This is a genomic window from Cupriavidus sp. 05N39 (genome assembly GCF_056397325.1).
In genome coordinates this window covers 14721-28271 of sequence record NZ_JBFTNE010000005.1, presented here as the reverse complement: position 1 = coordinate 28271, position 13551 = coordinate 14721, and the positions used below count along the sequence as shown (strand labels likewise).

At 66.1% G+C, this 13551-nt stretch carries 12 protein-coding genes and 1 pseudogene; 7 read left to right on the top strand and 6 right to left on the bottom strand.

Going from position 1 to position 13551, the window contains the following annotated elements; all coding sequences use genetic code 11:
- Nucleotides 1–24: 24 nt before the first annotated feature.
- Nucleotides 25–1002 carry a Bug family tripartite tricarboxylate transporter substrate binding protein gene (locus AC1DN0_RS03990; RefSeq protein WP_441629698.1) on the bottom strand — a complete coding sequence of 326 codons (978 nt, stop codon included), beginning with the start codon at nucleotides 1000–1002 and terminating at the stop codon, nucleotides 25–27.
- 329 nt (nucleotides 1003–1331) lie between these two features.
- Between AC1DN0_RS03990 and AC1DN0_RS03985 the strand changes: the two genes are divergently transcribed.
- From AC1DN0_RS03985 to AC1DN0_RS03965, 5 genes are read left to right on the top strand one after another with little or no spacing between them, the layout of a single operon-like run.
- Nucleotides 1332–2543, top strand: a complete 1212-nt coding sequence (locus AC1DN0_RS03985) for a CaiB/BaiF CoA transferase family protein (protein WP_045238248.1) — start codon at nucleotides 1332–1334, stop codon at nucleotides 2541–2543.
- Nucleotides 2544–2570: 27 nt separating this feature from the next.
- Nucleotides 2571–3734, top strand: a complete 1164-nt coding sequence (locus AC1DN0_RS03980) for an acyl-CoA dehydrogenase family protein (protein WP_441629699.1) — start codon at nucleotides 2571–2573, stop codon at nucleotides 3732–3734.
- Between the two features lie 19 nt (nucleotides 3735–3753).
- Nucleotides 3754–4770 carry an acyl-CoA dehydrogenase family protein gene (locus AC1DN0_RS03975; RefSeq protein WP_477111331.1) on the top strand — a complete coding sequence of 339 codons (1017 nt, stop codon included), beginning with the start codon at nucleotides 3754–3756 and terminating at the stop codon, nucleotides 4768–4770.
- 52 nt (nucleotides 4771–4822) lie between these two features.
- Entirely contained in the window at nucleotides 4823–6016 is a 1194-nt protein-coding gene (locus AC1DN0_RS03970) for a thiolase family protein (RefSeq protein WP_441629701.1), read from the top strand.
- Between the two features lie 11 nt (nucleotides 6017–6027).
- Nucleotides 6028–6798 carry an enoyl-CoA hydratase/isomerase family protein gene (locus tag AC1DN0_RS03965; RefSeq protein WP_042885533.1) on the top strand — a complete coding sequence of 257 codons (771 nt, stop codon included), beginning with the start codon at nucleotides 6028–6030 and terminating at the stop codon, nucleotides 6796–6798.
- A gap of 27 nt (nucleotides 6799–6825) precedes the next feature.
- Here AC1DN0_RS03965 and AC1DN0_RS03960 read toward each other — a convergent pair whose 3' ends face one another.
- From AC1DN0_RS03960 to AC1DN0_RS03940, 5 genes are all read right to left on the bottom strand, one after another.
- A complete protein-coding gene (locus tag AC1DN0_RS03960) occupies nucleotides 6826–7725 on the bottom strand; it encodes a LysR family transcriptional regulator (RefSeq protein WP_045238277.1) in 900 nt (299 codons plus the stop codon).
- A 157-nt stretch (nucleotides 7726–7882) separates the two neighbouring features.
- Nucleotides 7883–8638, bottom strand: coding sequence for an SDR family NAD(P)-dependent oxidoreductase (locus tag AC1DN0_RS03955; RefSeq protein ID WP_441629702.1), 756 nt, complete (start codon nucleotides 8636–8638; stop codon nucleotides 7883–7885).
- 25 nt (nucleotides 8639–8663) lie between these two features.
- Nucleotides 8664–9449 (bottom strand): crotonase/enoyl-CoA hydratase family protein, encoded by a 786-nt coding sequence (locus tag AC1DN0_RS03950; RefSeq protein WP_042885535.1) that lies wholly within the window; start codon nucleotides 9447–9449, stop codon nucleotides 8664–8666.
- A gap of 40 nt (nucleotides 9450–9489) precedes the next feature.
- On the bottom strand, nucleotides 9490–10665 hold the full coding sequence (locus AC1DN0_RS03945) for a CaiB/BaiF CoA transferase family protein (protein ID WP_477111330.1): 1176 nt from the start codon (nucleotides 10663–10665) through the stop codon (nucleotides 9490–9492).
- 23 nt (nucleotides 10666–10688) lie between these two features.
- Nucleotides 10689–11630 (bottom strand): Bug family tripartite tricarboxylate transporter substrate binding protein, encoded by a 942-nt coding sequence (locus AC1DN0_RS03940; protein WP_477145551.1) that lies wholly within the window; start codon nucleotides 11628–11630, stop codon nucleotides 10689–10691.
- A gap of 471 nt (nucleotides 11631–12101) precedes the next feature.
- On the opposite strand from AC1DN0_RS03940, the gene AC1DN0_RS03935 reads away from it, so the two are divergent.
- Both AC1DN0_RS03935 and AC1DN0_RS03930 read left to right on the top strand, forming a co-directional pair.
- Nucleotides 12102–12650, top strand: coding sequence for a plasmid pRiA4b ORF-3 family protein (locus AC1DN0_RS03935; protein WP_441629705.1), 549 nt, complete (start codon nucleotides 12102–12104; stop codon nucleotides 12648–12650).
- 96 nt (nucleotides 12651–12746) lie between these two features.
- Nucleotides 12747–13446 (top strand): annotated as a pseudogene (locus AC1DN0_RS03930) (hypothetical protein); the annotation flags it as partial.
- Between the last annotated feature and the right edge of the window lie 105 nt (nucleotides 13447–13551).

Here is a 13551-nt window from a genome sequence, read left to right as displayed (position 1 = left end):
CGGGTGGGCGGCGCTGTTGCCTCGTCACTCCGGCTGGATGCCAGTCAGCGCGATCATACGCTTCCACATCTGCTGGTCCGCGACGATGGTCTTGCGCAGCGCCGCGCCGTCGGCGGGATAGGCTGCGCTGCCGCGTGCGTGGTAGTGCGCCACCGCCTCAGGCGTACCGATGAACTCCAGCGCCAGCCTGGCCAGCTTGTCGACGATCGGCTGCGGCGTGCCGGCTGGCGCGAAGAGGCCGGTCCAGGTATTCAACGGTTGCCGCTCAAGGCCCAGTTCGGCCAGCGTCGGTACGTCCTTTAGCGGCGATAGGCGGGATGGGCCGGTGACGGCCAGCGCACGGAGCTTGCCGCTCTGCACGTGCGGAATGATGGCGGACGCCTCGACCGCCGCGTAGTCCACCACGCCGGCCATCACGTCCGTCATCAACGCGTTCGAGGCCTTGTAAGGCACGCTTGCCGCGTCGATCTTCGCGGCTTCATTGAAGGCATAGGCGATGACGCGATAGCCGTTGCTCGAGGTGGCGCAGTTTAGCTTGCCGGGATTCGCCTGCGCGCTCGCCACGAGTTCCTTCACCGAGCGATAGGGCGAGTTGCCCGGAACGATGATGGCGATCGGCAGCACCGACAGCCGCGCCACGGGCACAAAGTCCTTCATCGGGTCATAGGGCAGCTTGCGGAACAGGTATGGGTTGGCCGCCATGGCGCCGGAGCCCGCGAGCAGTACGGTGTAGCCATCCGGGGCAGCCTTCGCCACCAAGTCGGTTGCCACGACCATGTTGCCGCCAGGCCGGTTCTCGACTACGAAGCTCCGCCCGAGCTTGTCCGTGAGGTACTTAGCCAGCAGGCGCGTGTAGTCGTCGACGCCGGTGCCTGCGCTGCTGACCGAGACGATCCTGACGGGCCGCTCGGGATACTCGCCGGCATGGACCGGTGTTGCGATGGCGAATCCCGCCAGCCAGGGGCACAGCAGCCTCATCATGCGGGGCTTGAAACTGGGCATAAGTGGTCTCCTTTTATTGAATCGGTGCCGCCGTACAACGCGGGCCGCGTGCATCGGCATGGCGCACGTCCGGCATGATTGCCCCGCACGCGGGCAGGCGATACACCCCGACAAGGGTGGGTTGGACGGCGCATATCCAGCAGATGAAACGGTGCGTGGCAGGTAGTACCGCTTCACACCACCGACAGACCGATACCCCGATACAGCCCGTGTATGGCGCGACATATCAAAAGTATTTTTTCGCCTTCCCGCTGTTCTGTACGATGGCCGCATACGAACGGAGGAGACATCATGAAGGACGTGACGCCATCGCACCTGCGGAGCCGGCCATGAGCGGCCCATTGCAGGGCATCCGGATCGTCGACATGACGACGGTTCTGATGGGACCTTACGCCACGCAGATCCTTGGCGACCTGGGCGCGGATGTGATCAAGGTAGAACCGCCCGCGGGCGATACCGTGCGCGACGTCGGGCCCCGGCGAAACGACGGTATGGCGGGGATTTTCCTGCACGCGAACCGCAGCAAGCGCAGCATCGTGCTGGACCTGAAGCAGCCAGCCGGGCGCGAGGCGCTATTGCGGCTCGCGGCCGATGCCGACGTGCTGATCTACAACGTGCGCCCCCAGGCCATGGCACGGCTGAACCTCGGCTATGAAGACATCGCGAAGATCAATCCGCGCATCCTCTACGTGGGCGTCTACGGCTACGGACAGGGCGGCCCCTACGCGGCCAAATCGGCCTACGACGACCTGATCCAGGGCGCAGTCGCCATCCCGTCGCTGGCCAAGGCCGCTGGCGCCGATTTGCCGCGCTACGCGCCCAGTGCGATGGCAGATCGCATCGTCGGCCTGGCCGCTGCCAACGCGGTCAGTGCCGGCCTGCTGTATCGCGAGCGCACCGGCGAGGGCCAGCGCGTAGACGTGCCGATGTTCGAGACCATGGCGCAGTTCGTACTAGGTGACCACATGGGTGGCATGACGTTCGAGCCGCCGATCGGCCCGAGCGGCTATGCCCGCATCCTGGACCACAATCGGCGCCCGCTCAGCACCAAGGACGGCTACCTGTGCGTGCTGTTTTACAACGACAAGCAATGGCGCCAGTTCTTCGCGCTGGTCGGACAGCCGGACCTGATGGACAGCGACCCGCGCTTCGCCACGATCGGCGAGCGCACCAAGCATATCGATGCGCTGTACCGCATGGTGGCGGAGGTGATGCCTACCCGCACGACCGCGGAATGGATCGCAGTACTCGAAGCCGCCGACATGCCAGTGATGCAACTGCACACGATCGACTCGCTGCTGGCCGACCCGCATCTCGATGCGGTAGGCTTCTTCGAAGTGGTTGAACACCCGACCGAAGGTGCCATCCACTCGATGGCTGTGCCAAGCACGTGGTCGAAGTCATCGCCCGAGATCACGCGCCAGGCGCCGCGCCTCGGCGAGCACAGCGCCGAGGTGCTGGCCGAAGCAGGCTACAGCACCAAAGACATCAGCAAGCTGGCTGCGTCCGGCGCTACCGTGCTGGCGCCATCGCGCCAGTAACGACAATCCGCTACCAGGAGCATTCCCTTGACCACGAGCCTCGAGTCATTGCCACTCGTCGCCCTCCCTCCCGAGGATGAGGCGCTGCGCGGCCCGATCCGCGCTTTCCTGCAACAGGCGCTGGCCGATACGCCCACGCACGTGCGTGCCCGCACATGGATGGGCTATGACGCGGAATTCAGCCGCGCGCTTGCCGAGCGGCGCTGGCTTGGCCTGTCGCTGCCGAAGGAGTATGGCGGCGCGGGTCGCAGCGCCTTTGCGCGCTTCGTGCTGGTGGAGGAACTGATCGCCGCCGGTGCGCCCGTGTCGGCCCACTGGTTCGCGGAACGCCAGACCGCGCCGCTGATCCTGAAGTTCGGGACGCCGGCGCAGCGCGAGTATTTCGTGCCCCGCATGGTGCGCGGCGAGATGTTCATGTGCATCGGCATGAGCGAGCCGGACACGGGATCGGATCTGTCGAGCGTGCGAACGCGCGCGGTGCGCACCGAGACCGGCTGGCGGCTCAACGGCCGCAAGATCTGGACGACCAACGCACACCGCACCCACTACATGTGCGCACTGGTGCGTACGTCAGGCCAGCATGGCGACCGCCACAAGGGTCTGTCGCAGGTGCTGATCGACCTGAGCCTGCCCGGTATCAGCTATCGCCCGATCGAGGACATGGCCGGCGACGCGCACTTCTGCGAAGTGGTATTCGAGGATGTGGACCTGCCCGCCGATGCGGTGGTCGGCGAGGAAGGATCGGGCTGGAAGCAGGTGACCGCCGAACTAGCCTTCGAACGCAGCGGCCCGGAGCGCATCCTGACCAGCCAGCTCGTGGCCGAAACGTGGCTGGCGGAGGTGCGGGCCTGCGGGCTGCCGGTGCCCGATGCCGTCAAGGCGATCGCCGGACGCATTGCCGGGCGGCTTGCCGTGCTGCGCGCCATGTCGCTCGCCGTGGCCGACCTGCTCGACAAGGGCGGGAACCCCGAGACTGACGCGGCTTACGTGAAGGATCTCGGCACCGAGTTCGAGCAGACCGTGCCGGCCTGGATCGCCGAGGCCATGGAAGGGATGCCCGAATTCGACCCGTCGGAGCCGCTGCAGCGCGCGCTGGCCTACGTCACGCAGCTGTCCCCAAGCTTCTCCCTGCGGGGCGGCACGCGGCAGATCATGCGCGGCATCATTGCCCGCGCGCTCGGACTTCGTTGACGCAATATAGACACACGCCATGACTGATTCCCTTCTGGAAGGCTTCGAGCGCGCGCTCGCCAACCTGTGCGCCGACGACGCGGTGCGCCGCAGCGAGTCCAGCGCAGACGGTGCCGCTGCGCGTCAGTGGTCCGCCATTGACGCCCTCGGTTACACCGACGCACTGGTTCCCGCCGAACTCGATGGCGCGGGCTTGTCGCTGGCCGACGCGTTCCCGCTGTTCCTCGCCGCCGGCCGTTCTGGCCTGAGCCATCCGTTCGCCGAGACCGCCATCGCGCGTGCCATGCTCGCAAAGGCGGGCCGCAGGAGCGAGGGCGAGTGCATCGCCATCGCACCGTGCTCGGGCGCGACGCAGATCACGTGCCGCAATGTGCCGGGCGCGGCGTTGGCTGAACTCGTGCTGACAGTGTGGCGCGGAGAATGGTTGCTGCTGCCAGTGGTGGCCGCCACCCATGTGCCCGGCATTTATCGGCCGCATGCGTCGGCTTCGCTGCAATGGCAGTCGGCCGATGCCGCGATATTCCGCTTCAGCGATGGCGAGCCCGACATCCTGGCGCTTTGCAACGCGGCCCACGCCGCAGGCATGGCCGGTGCGATGCAGCGCGTGCTGGCGATGAGCGTCACGTATGTTAACGACCGCCAGCAGTTCGGCCGGGCCATCGGCCAGTTCCAGGCCGTGCAGCAGGAACTGAGCGTGATGGCCGAACAGGCCAGCTCGGCCGTGTTCGCGGCGCGCATTGGCTGTGCCGCGGACGGCTACGTGCCTGACCCGCTGCGCGCAGCCGCCGCCAAACTGCGCGCCTGCGAGGCCGGCCAGCGTGTGGCGGCGATCGCGCATGCGGTACACGGCGCCATCGGCATTACCGAGGAATTGGCGCTCGGGCTGTTCACGCGCCGCCTGCACGAGTGGCGCAGCGTGGCAGGTAGCGAGACGTACTGCGCCACGTTGCTTGGCGAGGCGGTGTTCGCGCAGGACGCGGCATCGGGCCACGCCATCCTTGACTTCGCCCGCACACAGCTGGCCGTCCCCGCCTGACCTTCGGCGTCGGTCCAGCCCCATTCTCCAGCTTGTAGGCACAGAGACTTTCATGCAGAACAACAACGAATCCATTGTCATCGTGGGCGCCAGGCGCACCCCGATTGGCGCATTCAACGGCGCGCTGTCATCGTGCAGCGCGCCCGAACTGGGCGCGGTCGCCATTGGCGCGGCCGCCATTGGCGCGGCCGTGGGACAGGCCGGCGTCGCCCCTGCTTCGGTCGATGAAGCGATCATGGGCCTGTGCCTGTTCGCCGGCGTGGGCCAGGCACCGGCGCGGCAGGCCGTGCTGCGCGCCGGGTTGCCTACCACCACACCCGCCACCACCATCAGCAAGATGTGCGGCTCAGGCATGAAAGCGGTCATGCTTGCGCATGATCTGCTACTGGCCGGCACCTGCAACGTGGCGGTGGCAGGGGGTATGGAGTCGATGACCAATGCGCCCCATATCGTGCCGCGCGGCCGCCAGGGCTACCGGCTCGGCCATGGCCAGTTGCTCGACCACATGTACCGCGACGGCCTGGAAGACGCCTATGAAGGGCACCTGATGGGCTACTACGCCGACCTGGCCGCCGAGGCGCACAACATTGGCCGCGAGGCACAGGACGCGTACGCGCGCGAAAGCCTGCTGCGCGCCCAGGCGTCGGTGGCGGAAGGCCGCTTCCGTGATGAGATCGCCCCTGTGCCGCTGAAACGCGGTGCCGAATTCGCTGAGGACGAAACGCCGGGCCAATGCGACGCCGACAAGCTGCCGAAGCTCAGGGCCGTGTTCCGCGACGGCGGCACGGTCACGCCGGGCAATGCTTCTTCGATCTCCGACGGCGCGGCGGCGCTGGTGCTGATGCGCGAGAGCGATGCGGTACGGCAGCGCCTGAAGCCGCTGGCGCGCATCGTTGCCCATGCCACGCGTGCCAACCCGCCGCAACAGTTTGCCGAAGCACCGGTGCATGCGTCGCGCCGCGTGCTCGACAAGGCCGGCTGGACCACGCAGGACGTGGACCTGTACGAAATCAACGAAGCATTCGCCGTGGTATCGATGATCGCGATGGCGCAGCTCGGCATCAGCCCCGAGCGGCTCAACGTCAATGGCGGCGCCTGCGCGCTGGGCCATCCGGTGGGAGCCTCCGGGGCGCGGCTGCTGGTGACGCTCATCCATGCGCTGCAGCAGCGCGGCATGAAGCGGGGCCTTGCCAGCCTCTGCCTGGGCGGCGGCGAAGCCGTGGCCATGGGACTCGAACTTTGCTGACGGAGACCGCGATGTGCCTGCAAACCCGCATCGATGGTCCCGTCGGCTGGCTGACGATGGACCGCCCAGCCGCCATGAACAGCCTGAACCGCGCGACGGCTGGAGCGATGGCCGCGCAGCTTGACGCCTGGCGCGACGACCCCGCTATCCGCGTGGTGGTCCTGACAGGCAATGGCAGGGCGTTCTGCGCCGGCGCGGATCTCAAGGAAGTGGCCGAGCCCGGCACCACGGGCGAGCCCGATTTCCTGGACGTTGTTGTACGCTTCATCGATACGCTGCGCGCGTTTCCCAAACCTGTCATCGCCGCCGTGAACGGCCTGGCGCTGGCAGGCGGACTCGAAACCGTGATGGCGTGCGATCTCGTGCTTGCTGCCGAAAGCGCGAAGCTCGGGGACGCCCATGCCAACTTCGGCGTATTTCCAGGCGCCGGTGGGGCCGCGGTGTTGTCGCGCAAGCTGCCGCCTAACGTGGCGCGATGGTTGCTGTACACCGGCGAGAGCTTTACCGCCGCGCAGATGGAGCGTTTCGGGCTGGTCAATGAGGTGGTGCCCGACGCCGTACTTCAGACGCGCGCCCAGGCATTGGCACAAGCGCTGGCCGCGAAAAGCCCACTGGTGCTGGCGCGCATGAAGCGGGTGGTGGCTGAGGCCGCCGACAAGACGCTGGGCGACGCACTGCGGCACGAGCTGCTCGAACTGCGCAACCACCAGCGTTCCCACGATATGCGCGAGGGCCTGCAGGCCTTCACAGAGAAGCGCCAACCGGTTTTTCAGGGGCGTTAGAGCGCAGCGGCGCGCGTTTCGGGACGATCATGCGGCCGACTGCGCCACGGCCTCCGCCAACGCCACAAAATTGCGCGCTGTGGGGACGCTGGTATCGCGCATCGTTGCCAGCGCAAGCCCGAAGCTGAGCTTTTCGGGTATGCCGGTCAGCGCAATCAACCGCGTGCCGCCTCCGGCGTAGCCGGCCGCAGTGGCCGGCACCAGCGCCACGCCCAGCCCGCTCTCCACCAGCGCCAGCAGCGTCTGTACCTGGACCGCCTGCTGCACGATGGGTGGACGGATGCCGGCCTGGTGAAACGCCGACATCGTCATCGCGTGCATCGCCGGCACGCGCGATTCCGAGTACACGATGAACGGCGTGTTGCCGAGTTCAGACAGGTCCACGGTCGTACGGTCGGCAAGGGCTGAGTCGGTGCTGACAGCCAGCACGAGCGGATCGGCGCGCAGGAACGTGATCTGCGCCCGCGTCTGCGCCAGCACCGGATAACGCACGAGCGCCACATCGAGCGAATGGTCCTCGATGGCGCGCAGCAGGTCGGCCGTGGTCGATTCCTCGATGGTCAGCTCCACGTGCGGATAGCGCAGCCGGAACGCGCGGATCAACTGCGGCATGACCGAATACACCGACGAGCCTACGAAGCCCACCCTGAGCGTGCCTTGCTCGCCACGCTCGCCCTCGCGCGCAGCCCGGCGGATTTCGTCGGCGAAGAACAGCGTGCTGCGCATCAGGGGCAGCACGAGTTCGCCCACCGAGGTCAGCGAGAGGCCCGACGGTTGCCGGTCGAACAGCGTCACGCCGAGCTCATCCTCGAGCTTGCGGATGGCAGTGGAGAGCGGGGGCTGCGCCATGTGCAGCCGTTCGGCGGCGCGGTGGAAGTTCAGCGTCTCGCTTAGCACCAGGGCCTGTTTCATTTGACGAAGATCCATGTTCATTCCCTTTGAGTATCGGCGAAGTGTGGTGGAAATCTACATTGGTGCACCGCGCATGACAATCGGGACAATCATTGGCGTGGCGCGCCCCGGAACGCAACGGAGCCGGCATACTGCCGGCTCCTGGCCCTGCCCTGGAGAGGATCGATGTGGCCTACTTCGGCTGCATCCGGATCGCGCCGTCGAGCCGGATCACTTCGCCGTTCAGCATCGTGTTGCCGATGATCGCTTCGACCAGACGGGCATACTCGGCCGGCCTGCCCAGGCGCGACGGGAACGGCACCATCCGGCCCAGCGCGTCGCGCACGAGTTCGGGCAAGCCAAGCAGCATGGGCGTCTCGAACAGGCCCGGCGCGATGGTCATGCACCGCACGCCGTCGCGCGCCAGGTCACGCGCCACGGCCAGCGTCATGGCGGCGACACCACCCTTGGACGCCGCATATGCCGCTTGGCCAACTTGCCCCTCGAACGCGGCCACCGATGCGGTGTTGATGATCAGGCCGCGTTCGCCATTGGCGTCGGGTTCGTTCTGCACCATGCTGGCCGCCGCCACGCGCGTCATGTTGAACGTGCCGATCAGGTTGATCCGCACGGTCCGCTCGAACAGGTCGAGCGGATGCGGGCCATCCTTGCCCACGGTCTTGCAGGCCGGTGCCACGCCGGCGCAGTTCACGAGTCCGGCAAGCCGGCCGATGGCGGTGGCCGCGCGTACAGCCGCATCGGCATCGGCTCCGCTGGACACGTCGCAACGCACGAAGCGCCCGTCCAGTTCAGCGGCCAGTGCTTCGCCGGCCTCGTTAATGTCGGCAATGACCACTCTTGCGCCGGCCGCAGCCAGCATGCGCGCGGTTGCTTCGCCCAGGCCGGATGCGCCGCCGGAGATCAGGAATACATTATCGAGAATGTCCATGTTGTCCCTTTGTCCCTCTCTCCCCTTATCCGCGGATCCGTGCCAGCACGCCGTCGAGCGCCGCGTTGTGCTCGGCGGTGTGATGGGCTAGCGCCTGGAAGCCGGCTGACATTTCGAGGATCGTGTCGAGACGCGCGTGCTGCGCCTCCTTGAGCAACCGCTTGCACATGCGCAGCGCGTGGCCCGGATTGGCCGCGATTCGGTGCGCCAGCTCCAGGGCCGTGGGCAGCAACGCGTCGTGCGGCACCACGCGGGACACCAGCCCGTACTCCAGCGCCTGCTTCGCGTCGATCGTGTCGCCGGTGAAGCAAAGTTCCGCCGCACGCGACGCACCCACGACGCGGGGCAACAGCCATGCGCCTCCATCGCCCGGTATCAGTCCCAGTTTCACGAACGTGGCCGCGAAGCTAGCCTGCTCCGATGCGATGCGGATATCGCAGGTGCAGGCCAGGTCGTTGCCGGCACCGAGCGCCGGACCGTTGATGGCGGCTATGACCGGGATTTCGAGATTGGCTAGCGCCAGCGGCAGGCGCTGGATGCCTTCGCGGTAGGCGTAGCGCGCCATCACGGGCTCGCCGCTCTCGTTGCCGAACTTTGCGCGCAGCGTCTTGAGGTTGCCGCCCGAGGAAAACGCCGCGCCGGCGCCGGTCAGGACCACCACACGCACGCTGTGATCGCGGTTGAAGGCATCGCACATGGCGACCAGAGCGTCTACGGCGTCGTCGTCGGACACTGCGTTGCGCGTCTCGGGACGGTTCATCGTGACGATGGCCACGGGACCGTCACGGCGGATATCGAGGAAATTGCTCATGGATAGTGAAGATAGTGAAAAATGATGAGATGCTGTCCGGTCAGCGCGCAGCTTGCTCGGTCAGCGCGCGGATGCCTGCGATGCGCTCCGGAGGCAGCCAGCCCGCCAGCGTTTGCGCGTAGTCGCGTACGTCGGCGGCGCGCGGCTGTGTCGGGCGGGCGGATGGCGTGCGGCTGAACCGTGGCGCCGGCGCGGGCTGCGTGACGCCGTCGATGTCGACGAACGTCTGCCGGGCCCGCAGGTGAGGGTGGTGCGGCGCCTCGGTGAAATCGAGTACCGGGGCCACGCAGGCGTCGGTGCCTTCGAGCAGTGCGGTCCATTCGTCGCGCGTGCGCGTGAGGAAGATCGCGGCCAACCGGTCGGTTGCATCCGGCCAATTGCGCGGGTCCAGTTGCTCGCCGAGGCTGTCGGGATCGATGCCAATGCGGGCCAGCAGATCCCGATAGAAGCGCGTCTCGATCGGCCCTACCGAGATCCAGCCGCCGCCCTTGCACGCGTAGACGTTGTAGTAGTGCGCGCCGGAGTCGAGCACGTTGGTACCGCGCTCTGCGTTCCATATGCCGGCGGCCGACAGCCCGAAGAAGACGCTGCTCAACGCCGCCGTGCCATCGACAATCGCCGCATCGACGACCTGGCCCTTACCCGATTTGCTCGCCTCGAACAGTGCAGCGAGCACGCCAGCGACGAGGAACATGCCGCCACCCGCGAAATCGCCGAGGTAGGCCGGCGGAATCGAAGGCGGCTGCCCGCGTCGGCCGATGGCGTTCAAGGCGCCGGTGAGCGCGATGTAGTTGATATCGTGCCCCGCGCTGGACGCAAGCGGGCCCGTCTGGCCCCAGCCCGTGACCCGGCCATAGACGAGCCGCGGGTTGCGCGCGTGGCAAGCCTCGGGTCCGAGGCCGAGCCGCTCCATGACGCCGGGCCGGAAGCCCTCGATCAGCATGTCGGCCGATGCCACGAGGTCCAGCACGGCCTGCACAGCAAGTGGTTCCTTCAGGTCGAGCGCAATCGCCTTGCGCCCACGCAGCATCAGGTCGTAGCGGCGCTCACGCTTGACGCCAAGATCGGTTTCGCCTGGCCGCTCGATGCGCAGCACCTCGGCACCCATGTCGGCCAGCATCATGCCGGCCAGCGGGGCGGGACCGATGCCGGCCATTTCGATAACCCTGACACCTGCCAGCGGGCCACGTTGCGGCGCTTGTTGTTCCGTGTGCATAGAATCTCAATTGGTCCGATGGGTTATTCAATCTGGATGGCGGCATGCTTGACGATGTCGCGCGTTCGCTCAATTTCGGCCAGCTGGAACTGGCGGAAGTGTTGGGGCCCGCCGAGATAAACCTCCCCGCCCAGGCCCGTGATGAACTTCACGCTGTCGGGCTGCTGCATGGCTTCACGTACGGCGGCGGACAGCACGTTAACGATCTGCGCGGGCACCTTGGACGGCGCAAAGATGCCGGTCCATGCCRCCACATCGAAGCCCGGCGCACCGCTTTCGGCAACGGTAGGAACCTGCGGAAGATCCTTGAGCCGTTGCGGGGCGGTCACGGCGAGCGGGCGGACACGGCCCGCGCGAATCAGCGGTAACACCGCGCTGATCTCGCCGATCGCGTAGTCGACGTTGCCAGCGGCGACGTCGGTCATGGCCGGCGCCGTGCCCTTGTAAGCGATGGGATTCGCGCGCACATGGAAGCGCTCGTTCAGCAGTTCGGTATAGATCTGGTAGGTGGGACTACCCGCCGCGTAGTTGAGTTTGCCCGGCGCGGTGCGCAGGGCGCCGATGAGCCCCCCAAGCGCCTTGTACGGCGAATTCGCCGGCACGACGACGACCATGGCAAAGCGCGCGAGGCGCTCCACGGGCGCAAAGCCGTTGACGGGATCGTAGGGCGGGTTAGTGAACAGCACGGCGTTGGTTACCATCGTCGAGTTGCTGCCGACGAAGAGCGTGTAGCCATCAGGCGCGGCGTCGGCGACGGCGCGGGCGCCGATGAAGCCGTTCCCGCCGGGGCGGTTCTCCACCACGAACGGCTGGCCCAGCTTTGCAGCGAGCTTCTGGGCAATGAAGCGCGCCGTGGAATCCGCGCCGCTGCCGGGCGGCAACGACACCACGAGCTTGACTGGCCTTGCCGGGTAATCGGGCTGCGCACCGGCCGGCAGGGCGAATAGCCCGAGCGCGGCCAGCATGAGGCGTCGCCTCACGGCGTCAGTTGCCATGTTGTCTCCTTGTTTTCGTGCCGGTGGCCCAAAAGGTTTGGCATCCGGATGGACTCGGATGTTACTGATTGCGATGCCTCTGGAAAAATACTTTCGATATGTCAGCCGATACGTCCGCTGTATCGGCGACGGCCCCATTCGGTAGCCGTCTCACTCGATAGGAGGCGGGCCTCGGCGTAGTGCAATATTGTTGCGCCAGCGGTAGCACAGGCGGCAATGGAAACTKGCGTCGCGACACGGCCCGTAGTCAATAGCGAACACGATCCGCGCTACAAAGACTTCTGAAAGTCGTATTACCGGCTCATGGCTCGCAGAGGCATCAGCGAGAAAATGGCGAAGTTGGAGGTGCGGCGTCGCACACCATTGAAGGAGACCGCGCCAAAACGGGTGCAGACGACCGGACCTCTACTGAGAGGCCAATGAGACACCTACAATGCGCACATGGCTTCCGATCCCGGGCCGGCGACCTCCGTCCTTCAACTTCGAATTGCTCTGCGCGGCCTGAGCCCGCCGGTTTGGCGACGCGTCCTCGTTCCCGAGCACTTGACGCTCGGGCAATTGCACCCTGTCATCCAGGTAGTCATGGGCTGGGCCGACCAACATCTGCACCCGTTCAGCATTCGTGGCAGGCGTTACGGCGAAGCTCATGAGGGCGTCTTGCAGTTCTCCACCGTGGCAAACGAGCTACCGCTGACCGCGTTTCATCTCCGCGAACACGAAGGCTTCGCCTATGTGTATGACTTCAACGCGTGGTGGCGTCACGAGATACGGATGGAGCGGCGTATGTTGCGGCAACATCCTGGCCGACTTCCCCGTTGCGTGGCGGGTTATGGGCCATGCCCGCCAGAGGACATTGGCGGGATCGAGAGGTATCTGGAGGCCAGCGACGAACGCGGTGAGTATGAGTTCCTCGATTGGATTGAGTCGCTGCGCGAGGATCCAATCGTGCTGGAAGACTTACGCGATGAGGTCGGCCAGTGGCTGACTTGACTGGACCGCCGCTTCGACCGCCAAATTTTCCATGATCGGTTGCGACGGCTCCAGGCGTAGACTGGTCGCCGCAGCTTCCACGGGAGGAGGGCGGCCATGCGTATCAGCTTGCAACTCGTAGTGCACGATGAGGGAGGCGAGCCAGCCACCATCACCGAAATAGTCCAGTTCGAGAGAGGCGGCCTTGATGTGGGCTCGCTGGGCCTCCATCTGGACGAGGCGAAATTTTTGCTGGGTCGGCTGCAGCGCACGATGGTCGCGGCACAGGTTGCCGAGGCAGTTGCCCGGACCAGCGTTTGTCCCACGTGCGGGGCGCAGCTGCCTTGCAAGGGCCACCATCACTTGGTCTTCTGTAGTGCGTTCGGGCGATTGTCGATTGACAGTCCCAGGCTGTACCCCTGTCGGCGGTGCAAGGGCGACGCAGCTAGCTTTTCTGCTATGAGAAGGTGTGCAACCCGGTCAACCGGTTACCTTCCTGTCGGACGGCGGAGAGACGGTACGGTTTGCACAGCTCGGCTTTGGTGACCGCGGCGAGTACGTTCTCGACTGGTTCCACATCGCTATGCGGATCCAGAACCTCGAACAGATGATCAAGGGCCGGCCGGCACACTGCGATGGCCCCAGCAATACCGCATTGATCAAGACGCTGCATGGCGCCAAGTGGCACCTGTGGCACGGCTGCCCCTATCCGGCGTTGCGCCGACTCGAAATCCTGGGCTCGGTTCTGGACGCCGAGGCTAGCCCTGAGGAGGCCAAACTCCTTGGCAAGCTCGAGGAGTTCATTGTCTACCTCGACCGCTTAGTCAGCCCCCGTTTTGGCGCGGTCTCCGTTACACCAGCGATCCGCCGGAACAATGTTGAGGCCCCACGGTCTTTGAGACGACAACGCAGGATCCTGTTC

Coding starts and splice junctions, on each gene's coding strand:
- AC1DN0_RS03975 (WP_477111331.1), top strand. CDS start 3,754: ATGACTGATTCCCTTCTGGAAGGCTTCGAGCGCGCGCTCGCCAACCTG.
- AC1DN0_RS03955 (WP_441629702.1), bottom strand. CDS start 8,638: ATGGACATTCTCGATAATGTATTCCTGATCTCCGGCGGCGCATCCGGC.
- AC1DN0_RS03965 (WP_042885533.1), top strand. CDS start 6,028: ATGTGCCTGCAAACCCGCATCGATGGTCCCGTCGGCTGGCTGACGATG.
- AC1DN0_RS03970 (WP_441629701.1), top strand. CDS start 4,823: ATGCAGAACAACAACGAATCCATTGTCATCGTGGGCGCCAGGCGCACC.
- AC1DN0_RS03960 (WP_045238277.1), bottom strand. CDS start 7,725: ATGGATCTTCGTCAAATGAAACAGGCCCTGGTGCTAAGCGAGACGCTG.
- AC1DN0_RS03950 (WP_042885535.1), bottom strand. CDS start 9,449: ATGAGCAATTTCCTCGATATCCGCCGTGACGGTCCCGTGGCCATCGTC.
- AC1DN0_RS03945 (WP_477111330.1), bottom strand. CDS start 10,665: ATGCACACGGAACAACAAGCGCCGCAACGTGGCCCGCTGGCAGGTGTC.
- AC1DN0_RS03985 (WP_045238248.1), top strand. CDS start 1,332: ATGAGCGGCCCATTGCAGGGCATCCGGATCGTCGACATGACGACGGTT.
- AC1DN0_RS03935 (WP_441629705.1), top strand. CDS start 12,102: ATGGCTTCCGATCCCGGGCCGGCGACCTCCGTCCTTCAACTTCGAATT.
- AC1DN0_RS03990 (WP_441629698.1), bottom strand. CDS start 1,002: ATGCCCAGTTTCAAGCCCCGCATGATGAGGCTGCTGTGCCCCTGGCTG.